Origin of the sequence: Serratia sp. 4542 (assembly GCF_016805595.1) — a bacterium.
Lineage (GTDB): Bacteria > Pseudomonadota > Gammaproteobacteria > Enterobacterales > Enterobacteriaceae > Serratia > Serratia nevei.
Map to the genome: position 1 here is coordinate 106,144 of NZ_RXKV01000004.1, position 24,110 is coordinate 130,253.

The 24,110-nt window shown below is 51.6% G+C and carries 36 protein-coding genes and 1 pseudogene; 30 read left to right on the forward strand and 7 right to left on the reverse strand.

Annotated elements, in window-relative coordinates:
* Window position 1: 1 nt before the first annotated feature.
* From EKL15_RS04375 to EKL15_RS04390, 4 genes are all read right to left on the reverse strand, one after another.
* The gene (locus tag EKL15_RS04375) at window positions 2–145 is read right to left on the reverse strand and encodes a hypothetical protein (RefSeq protein ID WP_197797532.1); all 144 of its coding nucleotides are present in this window, start codon (window positions 143–145) and stop codon (window positions 2–4) included.
* A gap of 623 nt (window positions 146–768) precedes the next feature.
* Window positions 769–1,215: a hypothetical protein gene (locus tag EKL15_RS04380; protein WP_203088888.1), complete on the reverse strand. Its 447-nt coding sequence runs from the start codon at window positions 1,213–1,215 to the stop codon at window positions 769–771.
* A gap of 17 nt (window positions 1,216–1,232) precedes the next feature.
* Complete coding sequence (locus EKL15_RS04385) at window positions 1,233–1,394, reverse strand: DUF1391 family protein (protein WP_197830723.1); 162 nt, start codon at window positions 1,392–1,394, stop codon at window positions 1,233–1,235.
* 377 nt (window positions 1,395–1,771) lie between these two features.
* Window positions 1,772–2,545 (reverse strand): helix-turn-helix transcriptional regulator, encoded by a 774-nt coding sequence (locus EKL15_RS04390; RefSeq protein WP_197830724.1) that lies wholly within the window; start codon window positions 2,543–2,545, stop codon window positions 1,772–1,774.
* An 84-nt stretch (window positions 2,546–2,629) separates the two neighbouring features.
* Between EKL15_RS04390 and EKL15_RS04395 the strand changes: the two genes are divergently transcribed.
* The 11 genes and pseudogenes from EKL15_RS04395 (at window position 2,630) to EKL15_RS04445 (ending at window position 8,273) form a co-directional block, all read left to right on the forward strand.
* On the forward strand, window positions 2,630–2,851 hold the full coding sequence (locus tag EKL15_RS04395) for a hypothetical protein (protein ID WP_071845069.1): 222 nt from the start codon (window positions 2,630–2,632) through the stop codon (window positions 2,849–2,851).
* A gap of 55 nt (window positions 2,852–2,906) precedes the next feature.
* Entirely contained in the window at window positions 2,907–3,200 is a 294-nt protein-coding gene (locus EKL15_RS04400; RefSeq protein WP_203088890.1) for a CII family transcriptional regulator, read from the forward strand.
* A 132-nt stretch (window positions 3,201–3,332) separates the two neighbouring features.
* Window positions 3,333–3,515, forward strand: coding sequence for a DUF4222 domain-containing protein (locus EKL15_RS04405; protein ID WP_060452900.1), 183 nt, complete (start codon window positions 3,333–3,335; stop codon window positions 3,513–3,515).
* Window positions 3,512–3,961, forward strand: a pseudogene (locus EKL15_RS24815) (helix-turn-helix domain-containing protein); the annotation flags it as partial. The gene EKL15_RS04405 and the pseudogene EKL15_RS24815, both read left to right, overlap by 4 nt.
* Window positions 3,962–4,530: 569 nt before the next feature.
* A complete protein-coding gene (locus EKL15_RS04415) occupies window positions 4,531–5,505 on the forward strand; it encodes a DUF968 domain-containing protein (protein WP_203088894.1) in 975 nt (324 codons plus the stop codon).
* Window positions 5,502–5,858, forward strand: coding sequence for a RusA family crossover junction endodeoxyribonuclease (locus tag EKL15_RS04420; protein ID WP_197830728.1), 357 nt, complete (start codon window positions 5,502–5,504; stop codon window positions 5,856–5,858). The genes EKL15_RS04415 and EKL15_RS04420 overlap by 4 nt, the downstream gene beginning before the upstream one ends.
* Window positions 5,855–6,283, forward strand: coding sequence for an antiterminator Q family protein (locus EKL15_RS04425; protein WP_197830729.1), 429 nt, complete (start codon window positions 5,855–5,857; stop codon window positions 6,281–6,283). Before EKL15_RS04420 ends, EKL15_RS04425 begins: the two co-directional genes overlap by 4 nt.
* 209 nt (window positions 6,284–6,492) lie before the next feature.
* Window positions 6,493–6,831 (forward strand): hypothetical protein, encoded by a 339-nt coding sequence (locus EKL15_RS04430; RefSeq protein ID WP_154632689.1) that lies wholly within the window; start codon window positions 6,493–6,495, stop codon window positions 6,829–6,831.
* Between the two features lie 161 nt (window positions 6,832–6,992).
* The gene (locus tag EKL15_RS04435) at window positions 6,993–7,310 is read left to right on the forward strand and encodes a phage holin family protein (RefSeq protein ID WP_203088896.1); all 318 of its coding nucleotides are present in this window, start codon (window positions 6,993–6,995) and stop codon (window positions 7,308–7,310) included.
* Window positions 7,297–7,737 carry a lysozyme gene (locus EKL15_RS04440; RefSeq protein WP_203088898.1) on the forward strand — a complete coding sequence of 147 codons (441 nt, stop codon included), beginning with the start codon at window positions 7,297–7,299 and terminating at the stop codon, window positions 7,735–7,737. The genes EKL15_RS04435 and EKL15_RS04440 overlap by 14 nt, the downstream gene beginning before the upstream one ends.
* Complete coding sequence (locus EKL15_RS04445; protein ID WP_203088900.1) at window positions 7,734–8,273, forward strand: hypothetical protein; 540 nt, start codon at window positions 7,734–7,736, stop codon at window positions 8,271–8,273. The genes EKL15_RS04440 and EKL15_RS04445 overlap by 4 nt, the downstream gene beginning before the upstream one ends.
* A gap of 83 nt (window positions 8,274–8,356) precedes the next feature.
* Here the strand turns inward: EKL15_RS04445 and EKL15_RS04450 are convergent, their stop codons facing one another.
* Window positions 8,357–8,596, reverse strand: a complete 240-nt coding sequence (locus tag EKL15_RS04450) for a hypothetical protein (protein ID WP_203088902.1) — start codon at window positions 8,594–8,596, stop codon at window positions 8,357–8,359.
* Between the two features lie 590 nt (window positions 8,597–9,186).
* On the opposite strand from EKL15_RS04450, the gene EKL15_RS04455 reads away from it, so the two are divergent.
* Genes EKL15_RS04455 through EKL15_RS04480 form a run of 6 tightly spaced genes read left to right on the forward strand, consistent with a single transcriptional unit; the run spans window position 9,187 to window position 14,499 of the window.
* Window positions 9,187–9,441, forward strand: coding sequence for a DNA polymerase III subunit theta (locus EKL15_RS04455; RefSeq protein WP_033646503.1), 255 nt, complete (start codon window positions 9,187–9,189; stop codon window positions 9,439–9,441).
* A 39-nt stretch (window positions 9,442–9,480) separates the two neighbouring features.
* Window positions 9,481–10,131, forward strand: coding sequence for a putative metallopeptidase (locus tag EKL15_RS04460; protein WP_203088904.1), 651 nt, complete (start codon window positions 9,481–9,483; stop codon window positions 10,129–10,131).
* 31 nt (window positions 10,132–10,162) lie between these two features.
* Window positions 10,163–10,606: a DUF2280 domain-containing protein gene (locus EKL15_RS04465; RefSeq protein WP_060431653.1), complete on the forward strand. Its 444-nt coding sequence runs from the start codon at window positions 10,163–10,165 to the stop codon at window positions 10,604–10,606.
* 3 nt (window positions 10,607–10,609) lie between these two features.
* A complete protein-coding gene (locus tag EKL15_RS04470; RefSeq protein WP_203088906.1) occupies window positions 10,610–12,100 on the forward strand; it encodes a terminase in 1,491 nt (496 codons plus the stop codon).
* A 10-nt stretch (window positions 12,101–12,110) separates the two neighbouring features.
* Window positions 12,111–13,538, forward strand: coding sequence for an anti-CBASS protein Acb1 family protein (locus EKL15_RS04475; RefSeq protein ID WP_203088908.1), 1,428 nt, complete (start codon window positions 12,111–12,113; stop codon window positions 13,536–13,538).
* Entirely contained in the window at window positions 13,516–14,499 is a 984-nt protein-coding gene (locus EKL15_RS04480) for a phage minor head protein (RefSeq protein ID WP_238423618.1), read from the forward strand. Before EKL15_RS04475 ends, EKL15_RS04480 begins: the two co-directional genes overlap by 23 nt.
* Before the next feature lie 25 nt (window positions 14,500–14,524).
* Here EKL15_RS04480 and EKL15_RS04485 read toward each other — a convergent pair whose 3' ends face one another.
* Window positions 14,525–14,719, reverse strand: a complete 195-nt coding sequence (locus tag EKL15_RS04485; protein WP_203088910.1) for a hypothetical protein — start codon at window positions 14,717–14,719, stop codon at window positions 14,525–14,527.
* A 90-nt stretch (window positions 14,720–14,809) separates the two neighbouring features.
* Between EKL15_RS04485 and EKL15_RS04490 the strand changes: the two genes are divergently transcribed.
* From EKL15_RS04490 to EKL15_RS04550, 13 genes are all read left to right on the forward strand, one after another.
* Entirely contained in the window at window positions 14,810–16,195 is a 1,386-nt protein-coding gene (locus EKL15_RS04490) for a DUF2213 domain-containing protein (RefSeq protein WP_203088912.1), read from the forward strand.
* Between the two features lie 3 nt (window positions 16,196–16,198).
* On the forward strand, window positions 16,199–16,636 hold the full coding sequence (locus tag EKL15_RS04495) for a hypothetical protein (protein WP_060431658.1): 438 nt from the start codon (window positions 16,199–16,201) through the stop codon (window positions 16,634–16,636).
* A gap of 10 nt (window positions 16,637–16,646) precedes the next feature.
* Window positions 16,647–17,723 carry a major capsid protein gene (locus EKL15_RS04500; protein ID WP_203088914.1) on the forward strand — a complete coding sequence of 359 codons (1,077 nt, stop codon included), beginning with the start codon at window positions 16,647–16,649 and terminating at the stop codon, window positions 17,721–17,723.
* Between the two features lie 9 nt (window positions 17,724–17,732).
* Window positions 17,733–18,134: a hypothetical protein gene (locus tag EKL15_RS04505; protein ID WP_203088916.1), complete on the forward strand. Its 402-nt coding sequence runs from the start codon at window positions 17,733–17,735 to the stop codon at window positions 18,132–18,134.
* 2 nt (window positions 18,135–18,136) lie between these two features.
* Entirely contained in the window at window positions 18,137–18,514 is a 378-nt protein-coding gene (locus EKL15_RS04510) for a hypothetical protein (protein WP_203088918.1), read from the forward strand.
* A 94-nt stretch (window positions 18,515–18,608) separates the two neighbouring features.
* Entirely contained in the window at window positions 18,609–18,956 is a 348-nt protein-coding gene (locus EKL15_RS04515) for a hypothetical protein (protein WP_197797556.1), read from the forward strand.
* A 1-nt stretch (window position 18,957) separates the two neighbouring features.
* Entirely contained in the window at window positions 18,958–19,383 is a 426-nt protein-coding gene (locus EKL15_RS04520; protein WP_060440127.1) for a hypothetical protein, read from the forward strand.
* The gene (locus tag EKL15_RS04525) at window positions 19,380–19,763 is read left to right on the forward strand and encodes a hypothetical protein (protein WP_197797557.1); all 384 of its coding nucleotides are present in this window, start codon (window positions 19,380–19,382) and stop codon (window positions 19,761–19,763) included. The genes EKL15_RS04520 and EKL15_RS04525 overlap by 4 nt, the downstream gene beginning before the upstream one ends.
* 24 nt (window positions 19,764–19,787) lie before the next feature.
* The gene (locus EKL15_RS04530; protein WP_203088920.1) at window positions 19,788–20,546 is read left to right on the forward strand and encodes an Ig-like domain-containing protein; all 759 of its coding nucleotides are present in this window, start codon (window positions 19,788–19,790) and stop codon (window positions 20,544–20,546) included.
* A 208-nt stretch (window positions 20,547–20,754) separates the two neighbouring features.
* Window positions 20,755–21,264, forward strand: a complete 510-nt coding sequence (locus EKL15_RS04535) for a KilA-N domain-containing protein (RefSeq protein ID WP_203088922.1) — start codon at window positions 20,755–20,757, stop codon at window positions 21,262–21,264.
* Between the two features lie 38 nt (window positions 21,265–21,302).
* Complete coding sequence (locus EKL15_RS04540; protein WP_203088924.1) at window positions 21,303–21,977, forward strand: DUF6246 family protein; 675 nt, start codon at window positions 21,303–21,305, stop codon at window positions 21,975–21,977.
* A 226-nt stretch (window positions 21,978–22,203) separates the two neighbouring features.
* The gene (locus tag EKL15_RS04545; protein ID WP_089194598.1) at window positions 22,204–22,836 is read left to right on the forward strand and encodes an NYN domain-containing protein; all 633 of its coding nucleotides are present in this window, start codon (window positions 22,204–22,206) and stop codon (window positions 22,834–22,836) included.
* A gap of 143 nt (window positions 22,837–22,979) precedes the next feature.
* Complete coding sequence (locus EKL15_RS04550) at window positions 22,980–23,126, forward strand: hypothetical protein (protein WP_203088926.1); 147 nt, start codon at window positions 22,980–22,982, stop codon at window positions 23,124–23,126.
* A gap of 64 nt (window positions 23,127–23,190) precedes the next feature.
* Here EKL15_RS04550 and EKL15_RS04555 read toward each other — a convergent pair whose 3' ends face one another.
* On the reverse strand, window positions 23,191–24,075 hold the full coding sequence (locus tag EKL15_RS04555) for a phage antirepressor N-terminal domain-containing protein (RefSeq protein WP_203088935.1): 885 nt from the start codon (window positions 24,073–24,075) through the stop codon (window positions 23,191–23,193).
* Window positions 24,076–24,110 lie beyond the last annotated feature (35 nt).

Below are 24,110 nucleotides of genomic sequence, written 5' to 3' on the forward strand. Positions count from 1 at the left end.
ATCAACTCCATACCGCGCCGGCAGTCAGCAGGCACAGGGTAAAAATGAGTAGGTAGAAAAGGTGTTTGCCGTGGTGGCGCTTAGGGGCGAAATCGCCCCCGGTCAGGTCGTGCTTGTGCTGAATACGAGCGTTGAGGCTTACCATGTTGGCCTCCGTTGCTGAGTGTGCAGGCGGCGCTGCAGTGTTCTGATGTTCTGGCGGACGACGTACACCGGCGCGCAGGTATCGGCGCAGACGAGCATTCTCACGGACTTATATCGGCCGTCTTCATAGCGCTGGATGCTCACGGACTGTTTCTCTACATCGCGTGTCTGGCCGCAATGCTCACAGCGTTGGGTGGTGGTTTGCATAACATGTCCTCTCAATGAAATTCACATGGGCAAAGGCGCTGCCTGAGTTGATGCACGCGCTCGGTTTCCCTACGGTTCCAGCACACTGGAGCAGGGCAGCGCCTTTGCTGATGTGAAAAAAAGAGCCCCGACGAGCGGGGCAAAGGATGTGTCAAGGGAAGTGGTACTGAGCAGGCCTGTGATTTCTCACGCACCTGGTGGCGCATCGAGCCGGGGCTTTATACTGTGTAGGTTAAAAGGTGAACCGGAACGATACGCCACCAGATAGGTGAGACGCCGGCGTTAACCGGCGATATAGACGCAGCCCGCTATGGTTACGGCCCACAGGCAAAGGCCAACAGCGACGCTGTAAACCAGCGCCTTCCATCCGTTTAAACTCATGATTGCCTCAGTGCGCCCCGTAGGGCGCGGTGGGTGTTAGTCGGCTTTCTGCCATTCGATATCCGAGATCGGTGCCGACCCATCAACCAAACCAAGAACACCGCGGAGTTGTTCGAGAACGGCTGCCGTGTTGTCATTTTCATCACGAACAAAAGCCACGCTATCGAGCAGAGCAATCGCATTCATGAGGGCTAGCTTTAATGCTGACGAGCATTCTGTTTTTGGGTAAGCGAATGGGGATCCATCAACAATTTCCGCCAACTCTTCAGCATTTGTCTTCTGATAACCCTGTTCATGCAGGATGTCATGGGCATCAGGAGCGCTGATTATGGCTGCGGCCAGTTCGGTGTTTACTTCAGCCCATCCCAGTTCCCGCGCTAACATTTCTAACGCAGAGGTATCGTTCATAACGAAGCCATCAGCGACCCAGATATGGGCAACGTCGAATCGTACTATCCAAGAAAATGGTTTAACTTCTTTCATCGTGTAACCCTCTGCTGTTAGTCGGCCATCTGACGAGCAAACCAGCGTTGCGCGCCTGCTTCGGTTTTGAAACCATCCTGGCTCTTGCTGAACGTCATCGCGGTAAATGTGCCGTCGCCGTTTGGGAAAACGCCGGTCTTTACTGTTTCGTTGTTGCCCATATCGTGAGTAGTGTTCATCGCTAATCCTCAGTGGTTTTATGCCTACCGCCCCACACTGGCAGCGGCAGGGTAAATCCACTTCTTCCCTAAAGAACGTTACCGGTCGATCCCTCTCGGGGCCGGGGAGTGATTGCATCGCTCACCCCTGGGCGTCTTACCTGTGTGGCTTCCTGCCGGTGACGTTGTTGCTGTCGATGAGCTGATTATTATCTATCGGTTAATTTTGGTCAATAACCAATGGTTAATTTAGTTGTGTTAAATCGATAACCAAATGAACCAAAAGAAAATTTAGTTGTGATTTATTTGTGGTAGAGGGGAGTTTTTGAACGGTTTGGAGGTGAAAGGCACAAAAAAAACCCGGCTCGTGGCCGGGTTTGATAGTTACTTGCGGGGTATTACCAGATGGTTGATGTCCAGAAAAGACGACCTATGACTTCAATTTTGTCCAGATCCACCTCTTCGGCAGGGTGCTCCACATCGTTAAAGCTTCTGATGCTAATGCGGTTAGGGCCGACACGATAAAGTATTTTCAACCGTTTCCAGCCGTCCTGGTTTATAGCGTAGATCTTACCATCCACTATTTGCTTATCGTCAGTGTTTACCGCGACGGTGGAACCGTCTGGAATGTTTGGCTCCATGCTGTTACCGCGCGCAGGGAAGCAGAGCACTCCGGTACCATCTGTTCTTGCGCCTATGCGACGCAGCGTGGCTTTGGAGAATCTCAATTTAAACCCGTTATAGTCTTCTTCGTTATAACTTCCGTCCCCAGCGGCGAGTTCAATATCTCGCAAAAACGGCACCTCCACCTCATCCGTAGGAAGAGGGGTGCTGTTATCCCAAGCATCCACGCTTTCCCATTCTTCCTCGGGTGGAATGTTAGCTTCAGGGTTGGCTTTGCCTTGGACATTCTCTTTCATCTCCCCGCGTCCATATTCAAGCCACTCCGGGCGAACATGAAGCCAACGGCTCAATGCAAGAATATTTACGGAGTCAGGAATTGCGGCGGCATTCATCCACTTCCAGATCCCCGGCTCAGTTATGGAAATCCCCTGTTTAGCCAGGGCGTCTTTCATTCGCTTTGGAAGCCCACGTCCACCTACGCCAGCTTCAAGACAAGCAGCGCGCAAGCGTTCTGTGAATTTCTCTTTCAGTTCATCTTTTTTAACCATGCGTTAAGTATCCAAAGAATTGACATAACTGTCAGTTAAGATATATTCTTAACTCGTAGTTAATTTGGTTAATAAAGGACTCCTATGAACCCAGTACAAATTGCAGTAGATGCGGTTGGCGGGCAAACGGCGGCAGCGAAAATCTGCGGTTTATCGGTGGTTGCCGTCCACAAGTGGTACGCCAAGGGCCGATTGCCGCGAACCGAATACACAAAAAAAACGGATTACGCCCAGCGACTTGCTGCGGCATCCAAAGGCAAGTTCAGCGCCGAATGGTTGCTTCACGAAGCCAACCCAGATAGCTGAGACACCATTGCTCACGGGCAATTCAACAAACATCTGTAAGACATGGAAATTGTAAATGGAATCAACCGCAACAACACGCAACGAAGCTCAGGCGATTCAGAGCGACATCATGAGCCGCATTGCAGTAATCGGGGTGACGAGCTTGGCCGGCGCGATCGGCGTCGATAAATCGCAGGTGAGCCGCTGGCAAAGCAAAGGGGGGCTGGTGGAGAAAGCCAGTCTGCTGCTAGCCGCTACAGGGTTTCGGCGTTCGGAAACCATGCTGACGTTCAGGGGCGAGGAAACCGCAGAACTGGCGCGCGGGTTGATGGCGATGCTTGAGCACATCCGGGAGCCAAAGACGGAATAGGGGCTTTATGGCCTGGAGCAAGAAGAAAGCCGAGCAGTTGCAGCTGATCGGCAATCACTTTTCTAACTGGGAGTTCTGCAATGAACAGCCTGATTGTTATCGATATGTCGGCATCTCGTCAAGGGTTGAAAAATGTCCGGCTCGCAAAGCACTGAGCTCGATCGGTATTACACGGACTGGCGGGGTGTGCAGGTTCACGTCATCCGCTGGGATCGCGTTGAGCGCCAGGTCATTTTCACGCGAGAGGGTTATCCGCATGAGTGCATGCAACCCCTTGAGAGGTTCAAAGAGAAATTTAAGCGGGTGGATGTATGAGCATGAACCTGATGGCGCAGGCTATGAGCATCAAAGTGGGCAATCCACTGCGCAAGTTGGTGCTGATCAAGATAGCTGATAACGCGAACGACAAGGGCGAGTGCTGGCCTTCATATCAGCATGTCGCTGACCACTGTGAGTGCAGCAAAAGCGCTGTACGGGAGCACATTGAGGCATTGATTAAGATGGGGTTACTCACCAAAGAGAACCGCCTGGGCGTGAATAACGGCAAGGGTAATACCTCGAATCTCTACTATCTGACCCTGGATAACCCTGTGCCGTCAGAAAGCATAGCCCCCTGTGCCGTCAAAAAGCATAGCCCTATGCCGTCAAAAAGCACAGGGGTGTGCCAGCAGGTGACACAGGGTGTGCCGTCAGAAAGCACACCCCCTATGCCAGCAGATGGCACCAGAACCAGTCACTCTTTTGAACCAGTCATTGAACCAAAAGAAAATCCCCCCAAAGCCCCCCAAGGCGATGCGGTAGCAGAGAACCCATCGGCTGAGGCTGGGGAAGTTCTCGATTTTCTGAATGAAAAAATCAACGGCAGGACGCCAAAGCGTGCCGACACGTTGCGGGAAATTACCGAGCGCCTGGCGGACGGCAACAGCGCCGCCGAACTGAAGCTGGTGGCTGAACACCGCGCAAGTCTGCTGCTGGGCGATCCGAAGATGGGCCACATGCTCAGTGCCAAGATGATTTTCGATGCTGTACGTTTCGGTGGTTATCTGGCAGCCGCCAAAGCCTGGGATCGTCAGCGCAGCCACAAAGCCGCTATGGCCGAAGCAGTCGAACAGCAGCGCCAAGAGCCGGTGGCCGGTGACGCCCCGGAGATTGATTTTGATGAGGCTTTCGATCGCCTGATCCGTGATGCAGCGATGCCAGAAAATGACGCTGAGAAACGCGCGCAGCAGCAGGTACGCAAGAACGGATTTGGAAACGTGGACGAGAGCAAGGCTCGCCAGCAGTGGCGCCCAATTTTAACCAGAGCTTACGCAATGTCAGGAGTTCAGGCATGAGAGCGATAGTCAAAGCAGCGGTACAGCGTGATCTGGGTATTGCCCTGATCCCGGTTGACGAAAAGCTGGCGTTTCACATGACGGGCCGCGTGATGGTTTCCACGCTGCCGAAAGAGTTCAAAGACGCACCTGAAGGCATCCTGCCGGCGGTGGAGCATGAGATCGCCAACGACCCACGGCTACAGGGTTTTTTCACAGATGAGCGCGTCATCAACGCTTGCGGTGGTGTTAACGCGATTGAAGCCTGGGCGACGCAGTTCACGAAATGCCAGTACAGCAAGCACGACCTGCCGGAGACAATTCTGGACACAGAGCGCGTAGGTAATTCGGCTGTTCGCATCTGTCCTGGGTGCTACAAAAAAAGCCTGGGTGTATCGCCGAAACTGGAAAAAATCGCAGCCCGCAACACTGCGCGCTGGGTGGTGGCAACGGCAAAACACCGCCTGAAGTCTGAGGGACAGCTGACAATCCCTGAGCTGATGCTGTGGGCCATGCTGTCCGGCGTATTCGACCTGATCCCCGATGACGTCGCGCGCACCGTCACCGACTTACCGGAGCCAAAGGTGATCACAGGAACCCGCAAGGAATCCGAGATGGATTGCACGCCGGCGGCTACTGAGATTATTTCCAAGCAGGCCCAGAAGTGCTTCAAGGTCGATCCTGAAGTACCAGGCGCCTTTGTGCTGCGTCCGAAGAAAACCCGCGCCGAAGACAGCAAATACACTCGTTGGGTTAAGACTCGCCCCTGTTGCGGTTGCGGAGCGCGCTCAGACGACCCTCACCACATCATCGGCCACGGGCAGGGTGGAATGGGAACCAAGGCTCACGACTTTTTCACTATCCCGCTGTGCCGTAAATGCCACGACGCATTGCACGAGGATATGGCGGCCTGGGAAGCGGAACATGGAAGCCAGGTTGAACTGCTGTTTGAGTTCCTGGATTTCTCCTTTGGCATCGGGGCGATCGCATGAAGACGTATCAGATCACGCCAATCCCTAAACCACGCATGACACAAAAAGACCGGTGGGCCAAGCGCCCGCCAGTTCTCCGCTACCGGGAATTCTGCGATGAGGTGAAATTGAATCGAATTTCGCTGCCTGAGAGCGGCTATCACGTGACGTTTGTTTTACCCATGCCAGATAGCTGGAGCAGGAAGAAACGCGGTGAGATGGCCGGGAAACCGCATCAGCAGAAGCCGGACAAGGACAATCTGGAGAAGGCGTTGCTAGATGCCATTTTTGAGGACGACTGCCGAATATGGGACGGTCGAGTAACAAAGATTTGGGGCGAAGTAGGTCAGATAATCATCGGGAGAATCGAATGAGAGATATCCAGCTAGTTTTAGAGAGATGGGGCGGTTGGGCTTCGGGTGATAACAGTGGTGTTGACTACTCGCCTATAGCTGCCGGCTTCAAGGGACTGCTTCCCCAAACCGGAAAATCGCGGCTTTCCTGCTGTGATGACGACGGATTGATTATAGAAGGGTGCATGGCTCAGTTGAAACGCCGTCGCCCAGATGAGTTTCAGCTCGTGGTGCTTCACTATGTCTGTAACATGCAGAAGCGCGCTATAGCTAGAGCATTCAAGAAGGACGAGAAGCTGATCAGGATAGGGTTGCAGATGGGGGAAAACTTCATAGAAGGGTGCTTGTCGATGTTGGATATCCGCCTGGAGATGGACCTGGAAACTGAGCGGGAAAATATTTATGAGAAAAAGCTAACGCGGTCCGCAAATTGTGTTTTAGTCTGATAAGAGTGGTTACGCAGTTACGTAGCTTATCAACTTTCAAAACCTCGCAGCTGCGGGGTTTTTTGCTATTCAGCAGTGGACAAGGAATCGGCAATGTTGTCCCAAGGCTGTCACAACCCCAATGATTACCCAGAGTTTGAGTCTCAATGTAAAGTCTAGATATCGCCAAGCTGATGGCGATTTCAAACACTTTTCAAGGAGATATGCTCATGCAAGCTGCAGAAATTCACTATCTGGACAACGGTTACACTTTCAACATTCCACCTGCGCCATATCGTCGTCGTATTGCTGTCCCATTGCTTCTGGCTGTGGCTAAAGGCGGTAAGTCGCGCGCAAGCCATAAAGTTTTGTTTAATGGCGTTAATGTGGCTGAAGCTGGAGCAGCAGGCTTTATTTTCCCAGGCGGCCCATCAGTAGGTGATTCTGGTACTACTAGTTGGAATGGGTACATTCAGCCGAATGAGGCTGCATCCATTCAAGCTATTGCTACTACAAATGATGGTGGCCAGACTCCAAAATGCATCACTGTTATGATCGGTGCGGAGTAAGAACGACAAAATTTCAAAGGCTACCTTAGGGTGGCCTTTTGCATTTCAGCCCCAGCCAACGGACGACACACACGGCACCCTCTTACCGGCAGCGTTTACGGCTGGTGGCTGATCCCTATCCATAACCCGAAACCGGGAAATAGCCCCGGAAGGGGGAGGTTATGAAAATGCCCTGGAAGAACGAACCCAACATCCTATCAATGCTGATTGCGTTCGGCATGACCTTGCTGGGAGCTATTGCCAGTTACTCATTCAAGGTGTTGAACGGCGAGGCCTTCAGCTGGCGCACGCTGTTTCTGCAGCTCTTCGTTTCAATTTTCGCCGGCTCAACAATGGTGCTGATTGCCCTGCATTACAGTTGGCCTTCCGAAGTGATGGGTGGCGTGTGTGGAATGGCGGGCTGGTCTGGCGCATCGCTGATTAAGGCGCTGGAGCGGCGTTTCCTCAACAAAGCAGGCGAGAGCAATGAATATAAGTAAAAACGGCATTGAGCTGATCAAACGGTTCGAGGGCTTGGAACTGAAAGCCTATCAGGATTCGGTGGGCGTCTGGACAATTGGCTATGGCTGGACACAGCCCGTAGACGGTAAGAAAGTTGGCCCAGGAATGCAGATTGATCAGGCCACCGCCGGTCGGTTGCTGAAATGCGGCGTTGTGCAGTATGAGCAGGGCGTTAATCAGCTGGTGAAGGTGCGCATCACTCAAGGCCAATTCGATGCGCTTGTGAGCTTTGCGTATAACCTCGGCATGCGCTCGCTGAGTACATCTACACTTCTGCAAAAACTGAACGATGGCGACAAGCAAGGCGCCGCCAACGAGTTCGGCAAGTGGGTAAATGCTGGCGGAAGGCGTCTGGATGGTCTGGTTGCACGTCGTGCAGCAGAGCGCGAGATGTTTATGTCATGAACACCTCATTCAGCTTCCGCACGATGGCGATAGGCCTGTTGCTGGTGGCGCTGATTGTCGCGGGCAGGCTGGCGTTTTACTTCCACAGCAACGCAGTAAAGGCTGCTGAGCAGGTTAAGCAGTTGCAGAGCGATAACAACCTACAAACTGCGACCATTGCTACCCAAGCGCTTCACTTTCAGCGTGCCAACGAAATCAGCAACGCGGCGAACCAGTACGGCATCAACACCGATGCGGCCACCCAGGGGAAAGAAATTGAATACCGGACGATCCTCAAGAAACAGCCGACGTGTGATCTGGCTGTGCCTGCCGCTATTGCTGGTGGGCTGCTCGACTACACGCTCCGTCTACGTTCCCGCGCAATGTCAGCCAATACCGGCGCCGCTGACGCAACCGGTGCTGGCGCCACTGCCTCCGGCACCCTGACATACTGCCAGGCTGTGTTGTGGATTGATCCTCTGCTGGCGGCGCTCGACAAAGCGAATAACCAACTGCTGGCGATACGCCGGCTGGATGGGGAGAGACGAAAGTGGTGAGGCCACTCTGATAAGTATGGTTGATACTGTGAATGTAAAATAAGAGTGGCTAAGGAAAAAGGGCACATAAGTGCCCGATTAAATCAATCACGTGGCATTAAGGGAACCGATTCAAGAACACTTTTGGCATAAGCCGCAATCTCTTGATCAGCATCATTAGCCAGTTTCTCAAGATGAGTTTCTGCGGTTCTTGATATAAATCTCCCTTGAACATTTGAAAAAATGCCAATTGCGGCAAATCTATCAAGTCTATTTCCTGACTCGCTGAGCTGTGTAGCCCTCATTGTTGCTTCTCTAAAACCACTTAATAAAGTAGGATTCATTTTTACCCCTAATTGGTAAGTATTTGCTGTGAAATTAATGTAATTGAATGTATCTCGGTAACTTGCTGAGCTACCAAGTATTACAATTAGCACCAATAAGCATGGAGTTCCATCTGCATTCCTAAAATTGATACTGTTCTTTGACCATCATCACCGAGCAGCTTTTCCAGGCTGCTGCGTGATGATGGATTCCCTGACAAGGAATGAGACCGTGAAGCCATGCAGGAGGTGATCACGTCTTGGTAGCCGGAAAGACGGAAGTGGCGAGGCAACTCCGAGAGGTGTGGCTGATGCTGCGGTTATTAATGAAGCGGTAAATAGTATTGGATGAGATGAAATGCGATGTTAGCGAGTGGTGTAAGCAGCTTGAATAAAGCAGCTGCTGCAATATAAGCCGCTGGCGGATATTTCATAAAGCCTCCTCGTGACGTTTTGTGGCTATATAGGGCACCTAATCACAGCGTGATTGCTGTGTTCTATTGTGTCGGCTATTGCCAATTGTCAGGGTTTAGGCCCACCCCTATAGTGAGTCGCAATTGCTTACATATAGCTGGAGGCTGGCGTATCATCCTCTGAACCAGGAGGATCTCATGTCATACAATCTCGGCAATCTGCCAAAAGAAGAAATGGACAAGGTTAACGTAGACCTTGCGGCATCTGGTGTGGCGTACAAAGAGCGCATGAACATGCCGATCGTACCGGCGCAGGTGGAGGCGGAGCAGCCTGAGCACCTTCGTGAACTTTTCCGCGAGCGTCTGCAGCACTACCGCAGCCAGAGCCACAAATTCCCAGGGCCAAACGACCCGCGATACCAGCAGATGGCTGAGGCCAACGGCAAGAAATGACTGAACCCGCTCCGGCGGGTTTTTTATTGGGAGAAAATCATGGCTAAAACAGCACAGGATGAGAGCCATGAGAGGCGCCCATACCCACCGTTAAGGTTTATCGAAGACCATCAGCTGACGCCTTATATCGGCCTGGTGCCTGCGAATGAGGTGCAGGAGTGGATGAAGCGTCAAATTATTGACGATTCCGGCAACCTGTTTAACCCAGACCACGGACACCTTGCAGACGCCAATCTGCGCTTTATGTGGGCCTCATCAGCATTTGAGAAAAAAGGGCGTCATGTGCTCGGCCAGGCTGAAGAAGTGGCGATGCGCGCCGGCGGCTGGCAGAAGGCCAGGATGGAACAGCAGATGCATGAGTGGTTCGGTGAAGTGCCGAAATTCATCATCACGCTCGCTGCCGACTATTGCTCACAGTGTTCTGATACTGAGTTCTGCGCCCTGGTCGAGCATGAGCTTTACCACATCGCGCAGGCAACAGACGATTTCGGCGCACCAAGATTCAACAATGAAGGCCAGCCGGTGCTGAAGCTGAGTGGCCACGACGTTGAAGAGTTTGTTGGCGTGGTTCGCCGGTATGGCGCCAGCGTGGAAGTTCAGGAACTGGTTGATGCGGCCAACAGGCCTGCGGAGGTGGCACAACTAAACATTGCTAGGGCGTGCGGTAACTGCATGTTGAGGCTGGCGTAAATATTGGACTGTATTGGACGGATGGTGATTTATGGCTGCATTAAAACCAGATGTAAAAGCCTTCATCATTCAGTCGCTTGCGTGCTTTGACACTCCTACGCTTGTGGTGGAGTCCGTCCAAAAAGAGTTTGGGCTAAAAATCACGCGTCAGCAGGTTGAATCTCACGACCCGACAAAGGTTAGCGGCAAGTCGCTGGCTAAGAAGTGGGTAGACCTGTTCTACACGACGCGGGAGCGATTCAAGACTGAAATTTCAGACATTCCGATCGCCAACAAGGCCTACCGGCTGCGCGTGCTTGACCGTATGGCGACGCGAACCGAAACCATGAAGAACTACGCATTGGCCGCTCAGATCGTCGAGCAGGCTGCGAAAGAGTGCGGCGATGCGTATACCAACAAGCAAAAGATTGAAACCCAGCACACCATCGCTGATGAGATGGCTGAGCTACTGAAGGAGATATCTTCTGAGGCGTGATTTATGGCTGATCTCAACAAGCAATTCAGCGAGCTGAAGAAGAATCTTAAAAATCGATTCTGGCGCCTGAACAACCTTTACTTCATTACCGACAAATCGGGGAAGAAGGTTAAGTTCAAGATGACCCCTGAGCAGCTCGAATACTTCGAAGGCGTACACACCAGGAACATAATCCTAAAGGCCAGACAGCTCGGCTTTACGACGCTGGTTTGTATTGTCCAACTTGATGCCGCGTTGTTCGAATCAGCAAAGTGCGCGCTGATCGCCCACACCTTAAACGACGCAAAGCGCCTGTTTAGGGAAAAGGTCAAATATGCCTACGACAACCTGCCGGCGCTGATCAGAAAGGCGAACCCGGCAAAGAACGACGCAGTTGGTGAGCTGGTTTTCAATAATGGCGGCTCTCTCTACGTCAGCACATCATTTCGTGGTGGCACGCTGCGTTACCTGCACGTTTCTGAGTTCGGCAAGATTTGCGCTAAGTACCCGGATAAGGCCCGTGAAATCGTCACTGGCGCCTTTGAGGCAGTATCGACAGATTGTTTTACAACTATTGAGAGTACAGCTGAGGGGCGTGCTGGGTATTTCTTCGATTATTGCCAGACGGCAGAGAAAGCACAGCTGCAGGGCAAAACGTTATCAAACCTCGACTGGAAGTTTTTCTTCTTCACGTGGTGGAAGAATCCTCAGTACGCAATCGAACCGGTAGAAAGTCTCCCAGAGCGCCTGGTTGACTACTTCAACGAACTGGAAGCCAAGCATGGCGTCACGTTAAATGAGCGCCAGAAGGCCTGGTATCTCGCTAAAGAGAAGACTCTTGGCGACGACATGAAGCGTGAGTATCCGAGCATACCCGCTGAAGCCTTCCAACAGTCGGTTGAGGGTGCGTATTACGCCAAGCAGTTCCGCTGGCTGTATACCAACAAGCGGATCGGTTCACTTCCCGACAATTCTCATCTCCCGGTTCACACGTTCTGGGATATCGGCGTAGGTGACTCAACAGCTATCTGGTTCGTTCGTGAGGTTGGTGAAGAGTTTCATATCATCGATTACTACGAGAACTCTGGAGAGGGGTTGAGGCACTACATGAAGGTGCTCAAAGACCGTGGCTATGAGTACGGCGAGCACTGGGGGCCACACGATATTGAAAACCGAGAGTTTGGCTCTGATGCTAAATCACGGAAGGAGCTGGCGCGTGAGGGTTACGAAATCGACGGCCAGGTTTATTCGATGACTTTCAAGGTTGTGCCCAAAGTGGGCGTTGATACCGGTATCGAGTCTGTCCGTGAAATCCTCCCTAAATGCGTCTTTGACGATGAGAAGTGTGCTGAGGGGATATCTCACCTTGAGGGATACCGAAAAGAGTGGGATGACAAACGCGGGTGCTGGAAAGACAGACCTCTTCACGATCACACGTCGCACGGTTCAGATGGTTTCCGCTACTTTGCCGTAGCGAAGAACAACCACAAACAAGTTGGCGCCGTATTCTTCTAAGGAGCTCTCAGTGAGTGAACAAAATAGCGAGGTTGAATTTCTCGTCAATGCCCTCGCTGATGCAGTGGCGATAGGGCGCCAGCGTTCCTTGTACGCGGGACAGATGAATGGCAACACGAAGAGAACAAAACTGTGGGACGAGTTTGGCTACCCAGACACCATAAGCTTTGATCTGCTTCTGCGCGCCTATCGTCGAAACTCAGCGGCTTATTCCGGCGTGCATAAAACGTTGGATAACTGCTGGAGCGACTACCCGACAATTATTGATGGCCCACTGGCTGATAAGTCTACCGCCTCTACAGAATGGGAAAAAACGGTAACCAGGCTGCTGAAAAAACATTGGTCAAAAATCAAGGATGCCGATCGGCGCAACCTGGTGGGCCGCTACTCTGCAATCATTCTTCAGCTCAAAGATAGTAGGGAATGGTCAGAGCCAGTGGATACAGCGCTGGTGGCCAAACTTGGCGAAAATGCTTTAGTGAAGATGATCCCTGTTTGGGAATCGCAGATTAAGCCTGGTAACCATGACGTTGACACGCTGTCACCAACCTATGGCCAGCCTGTGAACTACATCTTCAATGAGCAACCTGTAGGTGATGATGGCACCTATGGCAATGTGAGAAGCGTTACGGTTCACCCCAGCAGGGTGATCATCCTCGCCGAAGGTTCAGAAGATGACAACATGTTGTCTGGCATCCCTCTAAACGAGGCTGGTTACAACGATTTGCTGGACATCGAAAAGACCAAGGGAGGAAGCGCCGAGGGGTTCCTGAAGAACGCGAGCCGCCAGCTTGGTATTCATTTCGACGATAAAACCGACATGAAAACCATCGCGCAGCAGGCGAAAGATGCCGGCTATAAAGACCTTGGCGAGGCAATGAATGAAAAGATCAGGAAGCTCAACCAGGGTACGGATTCTGCGTTGGTAACTCAGTCTGGAACATCATCTGTCCTTTCAGTTGCCGCCGCTGACCCTACACCGTCATGGACAGTATCGGCAAATAGCTATGCCTCAACCATCGGCTGCCCGTTCAATATCCTCTTTGGCAAGCAAACCGGGAATCTTGCTTCTACCGAAGACAGGAAGGAATGGGCTAAAAAAGGGAATGGGCGCCGTGGCGGGTGGCTATCCTGGCTGCTAACTGAGGTCATTCAGAGATGGTGTGACGTCGGCGTAGTATCGCAACCAACGAAAGGCGAGATCACCGTCGATTGGTCTGATTTGCTGGCGCCAGGTGATAGCGAGAAGCTCGAGAACATGAGCAAGATGGCAGATGTTGCCTACAAAACCCAGCAAGCGTTCGGCTCGTCTGCTGTTGAACCAAACGAGGTGCGTGCTGCCGGCGAACTGGAGCCAATCGAGGAACCTAGACAGCCAGACCCGACAAAAAAGCAGGTCGGTAAGGATCCGTTGAATGATGACAACACTGAGGCCTAAAGCCGGGACACCGATAATACCGCGCAATAAAGCAGACCCCACCCAATCCTATCGGCAAGTTAACAAAATGTTCCGGGATATCGAGAACCGATATCTGGGGATAAAAACAACGCTTCGGCAACTTTTCGACCAGCGATTAACTGGTCGGGTGCTGGTGGGTAACTCTCAGCGATCGCATGTTCTTTCAGGTGACACCCTATATCAGGTTAACGCCGGTACGTTTGTCTACGACATGAACGCTCAGCAGTTGGCGGCGCTTCTTGAGGTAATACAAACGATCCTTGATGACTACCTGTTAGAGGGTAACGGTCAGGATATTTGGGCGCTGCAGTATATTTCAGATGAGTATCGGCGCGGCACACTCAATGCCTATACGAACCTGTCTGCTCAGTCCGAGGTATATGCTTCACAGACCACGCTAAGCGCGCTTTTGTCCACACCTGCTTATCAGAACCAGGTGGCCGCAGCTTTCGTGTCGACGTACAGCGATTGGAAGGGGATTAGCGATGCAGCGCGCGCTGACCTTGCCAATATCATAGCCGATGCTGTTGTCCGAGGGGTAAACCCGCGTGAAACCATGAGGGTGATAAGCAAACGTCTTGATGTCTCAATGTCCAAGGCAAAGACGATCGCTCAGACCGAGCAGGTTGGTGCCCTGAGAGAGGCTCAGTGGAACGAAACCACATGGGTGCAGGATAGGTTAGGCCTGCGCACCAAGTTGCTGCATTTATCCGCCCTGAAGCCGACTACGCGCGCCTGGCACGCATCGCGCCACGGCAAGATTTACACGGTCGAAGAAGTGCGTGAGTGGTACTCGAAAGACGGCAACAGGTTCAACTGTTACTGCAGCCAGATCCCAGCCGTCGTTGACGAGAAAGACAATGTAGTAAACATCGGGTTGGCTAGACGCTTGGAAGAAGAGAGGAAATCGTGGCAAGTGGAATTCATCAATGTTGCATAAAGGGTGCAAATTAGCACCCGCAACTTTATTTTACTTCAGTGACCATGATTATTGCGATTAGTGGACTAACCTCGTGATTCCCAGTTCCATGGATATTTATGGAGTCATCAATAGCCGCTGACATCACTTCATAATCATCTACAGTTAATGCTTTATCGCTGGGCATCGTAAAATCCCAGTATGTTCCATTACATTCATACGTAATTTTATAAACAGCCATATTAACTCCTTTTATTAATCTCTATTCAGTGAATTAGCGACGTTACTTCCCACTAATTAGTTAGTCAAGAAACCATAACGAGGACACAGCATGAAGCGCAATCGCGTTAACGTGCTGACCGTCGTCAACTCCGCTTCAAATATCACTACCGAAACCATCGACGGGAAACCACATATCGTGGTTCGCGGCATTACGCCCGTTGTTGACGATATCGTGATGAACCGGAAGTTGTACCCGGCAGCAGAAATTGCCAAGGCCTATAACACCCTTGAGCGCAAACCGATGCCGCTGGGGCATCCCAAAATAGACGGAAAGCATGTATCGGCGGGTGATGTCCGCGCGGTGAACAACTATCACGTTGGCGCCTGGCTTCAAGACGTCCAGCACGTCGATGGGAAGGTAAATGGTGATATGTATGTCGACCGCCGCTATGCCGAAGGCAGTGAAAAGGGTAAGCGGCTGGTAAATCGACTGGATGAAATGATCGCTGGGACAAACGTAGAGCCGATCCACATTTCTACCGGGCTTCTTTACTCAGGCATTGCTGCCAACGGCGAATCGAAGGGTAAGAAATACAACGAAATCGCCACAAACATGGTGTTTGACCATGTGGCTGTTTTACTGGATGAGCCTGGCGCCGGAACGCCAAGCGAAGGCGTGGGCATCTTCGTTAACGCCGACGGCAACGATCAAGAGGTCGAAATCGCAAACCTGTCAGAGGGTATCGACTGTACCCGCGAGGGACTGCTGAATAAGACCAAATTCTTCTTCACCAACGCTTCCAACTTCTCTTTTGACGATATCCGCGAAGCGATCAGCAACAAGCTCCGTGAAGGTCGCTCAGATGATTACTGGCCGTGGCCGGAATCTATCTGGCCCGACACCTTCATCTACCGCGATAAGACCAAACTTTTCCGACAGAAATACCTCATCGATGAGGACGGTAAGGCCGTGTTCGTCGGCGAACCTGTAGAAGTCGTGCGCAAACCCACTGAGTACGAGATTAAAACCAACGGAGAGAAAGATCCGATGAAAGAACTGATTATCAATGCGCTGCAAGCCGCTGGTAAGCCGACTGAAGGCAAGTCCGATGCTGAACTGATGGACGCTTACAACCAATTGGCCGCAGAGAAGGCGACAGCCAAAAAAGAAGGCGGGGAAGAAATCGACCCTGCAACCGGCAAGCCTAAGAAGAAAGAGCAGGCAAGCAACAGCGACGAGGCGCCGGCATGGTTTAAACCATTCGCCGACGATCTCGCAGCTGTTAAGTCTGGCCTTATTGCCAACTCAGACAAAGAGAAAGGCGAGATGCGCGCAGCAGTTAAAGCCAAATTCGGCATGAGCGACGTTGCCGTAAACGCGCTGGATGGTGATCCGTTGAAGGAACTGTTTGCCCAGTGCTCAACCTCTATCGGCCTGAACGGCATGCTGCGTCAGGTTAACTCCTCTCAAACTTTCAGCGAAATGCCGGAGTAAAAAATGGCTAAAGACGGGAAACATGTAATTCACGCAGGCGGTATCTTCGCCAATCCACAACTGCATCGTGAAGGTGCCGCGGCCGCCGACACACCCCCTGGCACGATCGGCTTCTTCGATAACACCACGAAGAAATTTACCGCATCGGTAGATGGCAATGAAGCCGCGATCCTTTACGTAGCCAACTATGACTATCTGCGCTGCAAAACCGTAGATGACGTCATTAAGGCTGGTGATTGGGTTGTTGCATTCCATCCAACCCCTGGCGTTTTCTTCAACGTACCTGCTGCTGCTGGCACCTACACCAAAGGCCAGCCACTTTCTATCGTCAATGGCCGGGTTAAGGCCGCAGCAGAAGGCGAGTCAGTCCGCGCATACGTAGAAGAAGATCGCGCATACACCACGGCTGCAGGCGAACTCCTGCGCGTTGTCATTAAGTAAGGAGCACCGCATGTTTTATTTCTCTACCAAAAAGGCCACAGAAACTCGCAACCTTGAGGCAAACATGTCTCAGTTCAACGAGTTGATGCTTGCCCGTAACTCCAGTGCTCAGGCCGTGGCTGATTTCATTGCGCGTACTCGCGTGCGTGGTGATGCTGCAAATGCTCCTGCGTTGGATGCGGTTAACGCTGTAGATGACATCAAACGCCTCTATCGCGCATACGATCAGACGGTGCTGGCAGAGTTTGAGCCGAATACCGAATTTACTCTGTTGAACGACCTGATGCCGCTTTCTCGCTCTGTTCGTCTGGAAGAGTCAGTTTACGAGTATGCCCGCAAGGGTGGTCGTGGTTGGGCTCATACTTCAATGTCTGGGCAGATCGGTGCGGCGCTGGATGCGAAGTCTTACACCTTCGATGGCACCATGGTGCCTATCCACGACAGCGGCTTTAAATTCAACTGGCGTGATCCGGTGTTCAACAAAGGCTCTGCACTATCCTCCCTGGCTGATGCTCAGGCTGGCTCTGTCGATGACGTTCGCCGGCAGTATGTGGACTACATCTGGGAAGGTTTCCGCGACGCGGCCGGCAACTTCATCAAGTTCGACGACAAGACCTGGAAGGGGCTGCGTCATGATGAGCGTGTGGCGCAGGTTACGTTGACAGTTAACTTCGCGACCAGCACCGATCCAAAAGCGATGCGGGCTGCAGCTATCGCTCTGCGTGACGTGCTGAAGCTGCAAAACTATCAATACGGCCAACAAACCTGGTACGTATCCAGCGAAATCATGTCGAACTGGGAGCAGTATTTTGACGTTAACGCTCTGCGCACCGTTCTGGAAGAGCTGAAAAAGTTGGCTGGCATCTCCGACATTAAAGAGGACGCCGAGCTTTCTGGTAACGAAATCGTGATCATCCCTCTCGCTGCTGGCGTCATCGCCCCGGTCGTAGGTCAGGCGTTTGGCACCGTTGCCGATCCTCGACAGTTCTACAACAGCGATTACGTATGGCGTACTTGGGGCGCCGCCGGCTTGATGGTCAAGCAAGACATCAACGGCCACTTCTCTGTCATTCACGCATCCAGCTAAGGAAAAATCATGGCACTCGTAAAAGTTTTGGTAGCAAACCTCTTTGCCGGTGCCAACTTCCAAAAACTGGAAGTTGGTAAAGTCTACGAAGTAGATGACACGGTTGCAGGGAAGTGGATTGCCGATGGTAAGGCGGAGCAGTCATCAGAAAAGAAAGGCGAGAAGCTGGCATTAGAAGTGGCCACGTCGACCGCCCCAGCCAGCGCCGGTGCATCCGAGCTTCAGACAAAGTTGGACGACGCACTGGAGCAACTGAAGCAGGCCCTGGCAGCTGCAGAGGCGAAGGATAAGGAACATGCCGACGCACTGGAGCAACTGAAGCAGGCCCTGGCAGCAGAACTGGCAGCAGAGAAACAGCGCGCTGATACAGCAGAAGCAGCGCTGGCAGCAGCGACCAAGAAGGACAAGTAATCATGGCAGCGCAGATAACAGCGGCGCAGGTTAAACAGCAGTTGTCTGCGCTGGGTTACTCCATTCCTGACTTCATGATCGATGCCTACCTATGCAAACTGGAAGACATTCGTCAGTGCCTGGAGGCGTCTGGCTACGACGATTGCGATCTGATGCTGATACAGGTCTATGCCGTCACCCTCATGGCGATAACGGCCTTCAGCCAGCGTATCAAGTCACAGTCAGCGCCTTCAGGGGCGTCGCGGTCGTTTGATTACAGCGGCGACATCAAAACCATGAGGAACACACTGGCAGCGTTGGATACCGCCGGATGCACTGCAGGCTTGCCGATCGACGTTGGCACTAGCGTGGGTTTCTTTGACGTTGTGGGAGGATGCTGATGCAGGAAGAGAGAAAAAGCGATGAGGAGAAACCTGATTGCGAAAAATGCCCCAACTGCCCCGACTGTCCTGACCAATATGAGGACTATCTCTCATGAGCGCTGCGGCTAACTGGAGCTATACGGCGGTCGCTACGGTCTGGAAAAAGCTGGGTATGGACGATTACGGAAAATCTTCCTTCGCTGAGCCTATCCAGATCATGTGTGATTATGGTGGTGATGCGACTGCACGGCTTGGCGATATCGGGCTTGAGTTTGTCGTAAAAAACACGCACTGGACTGAGTATGCTGATGCACGCCAGGGTGACTATATCCTGATCGGTGCTTCATCTGAACCAGACCCGAAAAAGGTTGATGGTGCTGATGAGGTTCGCCATATCATCCGGTACGCAGACACGTTCGACCGCATCGCCGACGACTACGCGGTTATCACGGGAGTTTGATATGGGCGTAAAGGTCAAAGGCATCCGAGAGGCGCAGGCAAGACTGGAGCGCATGGTCGGTGATATTAAAGGCAGGAAGGCCGTTAGGGCTATGTATCGTGCATTGCTATTAATCGGCACAGAGTCCGCGACGATGGTTCCTGTAGCAACCTCAACTTTGCTAAACAGCCAGTTCCGGGATGTTGTGGTCAATGGAACCAGGCTAACCGGCAGAGTTGGATACTCGGCGGCTTATGCAGTTTACGTTCATAACGCACCAGGGAAGTATCTTGGCGCCCGTAAACTTCGCTCGGTGAGGAAGGGAGAGAAAAAGGGCTCGATGGGATACATCTGGGATAAAACCGGAGAGCCAAAATTCCTTGATAAAGCCGTTGAAAAAACCAAACGTCAAGTTGACGAGGCCATTCGGCAGGAGATGCAGCTATGACGCCAGCCATGCATCGCCGCGTTCGCGATTACTTTGTCGAGTCAGGACTGACCGCCGGCTTCACTACACAGATGCTGCGCTGGAGGGATACCGGAAAGGGCGAAGTTAAATTCATCGTCTTCCGGCCAAACGGTGGTAGCCCAGTTCGCAACGATCTAGCCAGCGAATATCTGGTACTGGTCGACGTCATTGGCGCCATAGGAGATGATGAGGCGGTCGACAACGCTGTTCAGGCGATTATCAGCCACATCCAGAACAACCCCATGCCAAATGACTGCATCGGCCATATTGAGAACGTCGGCGGCATTCCATCCCCAGTTTCCACAACTGAAGGGCGATTAGTCTATCGCCTGCAATTCGCTTGCCTGTACGGCGAGTAATCAATAATCAAAGAGGTAAGCAATATGCAAGGTTGCTCAACTGACAACAGCAAGTTGTTCGGTCGTGGCATTGTGCTTGAGGTGGCTTTGGGCTGCCCTGATACAGTGCCTGCAGAAAGCGAATGGCAGTCGCTGATCGCCGGTACTTCCAAAGGCTTCGACTTCAGCCCAAACACCGTAACTTCGGATGCGGATGACACCAAGGGCTATGTTGAAAACCTGGTCACTAATTCAGACTTTACCCTGAGCTTTGAAGGCGAAGTGCGTAAGCGCGATAAGCTGGATCAGTTCGGCGTAGCGAAGTTCGTTAAGTATTACAACGATGAGATTCAGGCTGGTCGCCAGCCCACTTTGTGGGTGCGTGAAGAGTATGGCCCGATCACCTTCATCGGTTACATGGTTATCACCGCGCTTAGTTCTGACGGCGGCACTAATGACATCGTTACGCTGTCTACAGAGTTCAAAGTGGCTGACTCCGATACCATCCAGGTTATCGACACTCCGGTTGATGTTGCTGTGACAGGCGTAACCATTTCCCCATCCAGCGGCACGGTCGCCGCCGGCGCGACAACCACTTTTAACGTGATCATTACGCCTGCTAACGCGACAGATAAGACATTCACTCTGGTTTCGTCTGTACCGGCGCGGGCAACTGCAACGGCTAACGGTCTGGTTGTCACCGTATCAGCTCCTTCTGGTGCCACAGCAGGCACAGCAAACATCACTGTAAAAACCAACGATGGGGCTTTTACTGCTGTATACGCAGCTACTGCCACCGCGTAACCAAATGGTCGGGAAACCGACCGCAGATCTGACCAAGACTAGCCCTGCTCATGCGGGGCTTTTTTGTACCTGAAATTCATCGCGCACCGCACGCGCAGTAATCAAACCAAGAACCTTTCAGGATGACCCTTGAGGAACCGGCTGGCTGTCGGAGCCTTCTTGGGGCCGTTTCCTGTGCGACAAGGTTCATCACTAAAAGGTAATCCGAATGAACTACCCAACCGTAGCAGTAAATGGCGTCTCCGTTCGTGTTGATGAAGAAGGTCGCTATAACCTTAATGACCTGCATGCCGCTGCTGTCTCCAATGGAGATGCAACGGAAAATCAGAGACCAAGCCAGTTTATGCGAAGCCGACAGGTTCGAAACTTTGTCGATACTTTGAGCAGAGTGCAAAAATGCACGGCGGTGCAAACGATTAATGGCGGGCTCAATCATGGTGTATGGGCGCTAGAGCTTGTGGCAATCCGCTATGCGGCGTGGCTCAGTGCTGAATTTGAGATTCGTGTCTATCAGACTTTTCAAGCGTTGGTCAGAAAAGGTTTTGATGCCATGTCGCGTCTGAACAAAATAGACCACATCATCAAGACCGAATCCAAGGAAATAAGCCAATGCGCCAGCCAAATGGCGAAGTGGGGTGTCGGCGGTCGAAAGCGCCTTCTTCACACTGCCAGAGAACGTGTTGCTGATGAAGTGCAGATGTACCTTCCTGGCTTTTAACTGAAGATTGGCAGGGATGCCATCGTTTTGAGGTTTGCATGACTCCATTAACTGAAATTGGCGAGATGCTCATATCAGACGCCAGCCGCGACTACTTCTTCAGGCCATCATTCGGAAACATGTCGCGTATAGGCTCTCCAGCGGAGATTGTAGAGCGCTTTGCTGAACTCCATACCAGTGAGGCGCCGAGATTGCTTTCTGCTGCTGTGGCAGCGTATGGCGAGATTCCAGGGTGGTTGCTTGCCTATATCAACTCACCATCATTTAGCAGCTCAGCTACCTTTGCCGGCATGATCGTAATGCAGGCATGCTGCGATGACGACATCAGCGCGCTGGTGGGGGAGCTGCGGCCAAGTAAGCGAGGTAGAAGGGCGTTCGTGTTCCGTCGTGGCAGCTTGCCGGCGAGCGACATTATCATCCTCGGACAGTCGCTGATCACTCACGGCATCATCGGAAAAGCCAAGGTACGTCGTCTCCAGCGGAATGAGACAAACAGCTTTGTCAGTGAATTCAGCGCATTCGAGTACATCAGTGCTGCTCGTAATCACTTCAGCATGCCGCGCGCCGAGGCTGAGCAACTAACCATGACGGAATTTCAGCTGCTGATTAACGCTAAATACCCAGATCAGAAAGGGTTCACCGCTGAAGAGTACGATGCTGTCGCGGATGAATACATGAAGAAGAAAGCACGACGCCTGGCTAAGGCTGCGTAGAAGCGCTGGCAGGCGATGATGAGGGGCGCGTAGCAATAGAAAGGTGTTCCGTTTTGGCATGTGAAAAACCTGTAGACAAAATTTGCTTATGGGCTTGCGCATATGATTGTTAGGCATTATAGTTTGCCGCAATGAAGGTGGGCGGTTCGCTACTATACAAGAGGGGCTTCCCCGCGAACCTAACCCACCAACCCTCTCCCTACTACCTAACATCAAAGTAAACATAATGACCAGAAGCTATGCCATCATGATTGATGCTGGTTTTTTGCGCGCAAAGCTGGGCACAAAAGACAAGCCAATAGACGCTGAAGTAATTAAGTCATTTGTAGAAAAAATAAAAGCTAGAGTGGAGCTTGATGGCTTAATACTTCACCGAGTTTATTATTATGATGCTGAGCCATTAACCGGCATTCAAACCCATCCGATAAGTGGTGAAAAAATAGATTTCTCTGAGACTGATGTTTCGAAGAGGAACAAGATCATGCTGGATGAGCTAAAAAGGACAGCATTCTTTGCAGTTAGGCTAGGGGAAACAAATTTTAGAGGCTGGAAAGTAGATCGTTGGGCTTTAAAAAGTGAAGATCAGAAGACGTCTAAAATAAATTCTGGTAATGTTAAACCTAACGTTCAGCAGAAAGGCGTTGACATGAGAATTGCTCTTGATATGTCATCCATGTCTTTGAAAAAACAAGCTGAAGTTTTCGCTTTGGTAACTGGTGATTCAGACTTTGTTCCTATCATTAAGTTTGCAAGAAAAGAGGGCCGGCAGATCTACCTCTATACATTGGGCCACGGGGTAAAACAAACAATGTATGAACACTCCGATTTGTTGGTTCCTAATCAATATGATCAACTTTGATTCACAATCCACCCAAGAGGTGGGTTTTTGCTTTTGGTCACTAGGTCACCTGCGGTTTTTGGCCTCGTTTTGCTTGCCTTTTTCGTGGTCGATCTTTGGTTTTTGTTGCAACCTTACTTCACAAAAAATCAAATGAGGTAACCATGAAAAAAATCGCAGCATTGTTAACCAATCAAAACTACCTGGCCTGTGTCGTAGCGGCATTGCTCTTCATTGTTACGGCAGATAACATCCATCTGCGTGATAGCATTAGCTATGGGCTACAGGCAGTCTTTGATGCCAAAGGATAATAGTAAACAAACCCACCGATGAGGTGGGTTTTTGCTTTCTGGCCCCAAAAATGAGAGCCATTAATCAGTGAAGTGCTGACTGCATACGGGTTATCTCAAGCCTCCAGTTCAATGGTGGGTTAACCTGCTTGGCTATGTGGCTGCTCTCACGCAGAAGCAGCAAGCCGGCGCTGCGTATAAACCCATCCAGATCGTTGGCGTTTGCATTCACCTTAACTGCTATTGGAAGTCCAAGAGGTGCCAGGGCTTCAGTTATCTTCTGGGTATCCTGTCTTATCAATAGAGCCACGCTCCAGAGGCAAACAAGTTGGTAGAGTTCGCTATCGTCGAATTGTCTGGCTGGCATCTGTAGTTCTATTTGTTTACCCATATATTCGCCATCAAGCACGACGCGGTGAACGTACTCGATAGCCTGCGGGATCTGCTCAGGCGTTAAGTCCTCTATGCTCTCTACGGCGAAGCGCTGGTGGATGATGGAGTAAGCTTCCGGGTACATCAGGTGCTTCTTGCTAACGAGCATATTGACCGCATCGCGCAGTGGCGTTCTTTCATCGACGGTAGTTCCTGGCTTACGGACGGCGGCGCCTTTCGTCCAGTAGTCGTGCAGAACGGTGAAGCATTCTTCCTGATAGGCGATCAGCTTGTCGCGGATGTCGGCGCGCACCTTTGACGGGTTGATGCTGAATAGCCAGCCATTGAGCTTCTTCAGTGGGATGCAGAGCATCTTCTGGATGCCGCCCTTTGAAGGGGTGCTCATATGAGTATACCCATACTTATCACCGCTATTCAACAGTTTGCGATGCTGAGAAGTCCAGCTCATGCCAAGGTTGTCGACAATAGGTTTCATAGCAACGTAGGCAATTCCGGCGGCCATTGCCGTAATGATAGGCTGGCCATGGAACTGGACGGATGAAGTGTTAACTGCTTCAAGAATTGATATACTGGTCATGTCGGTTTCTCGTGAAGTTACTGGCAAATTAGAAG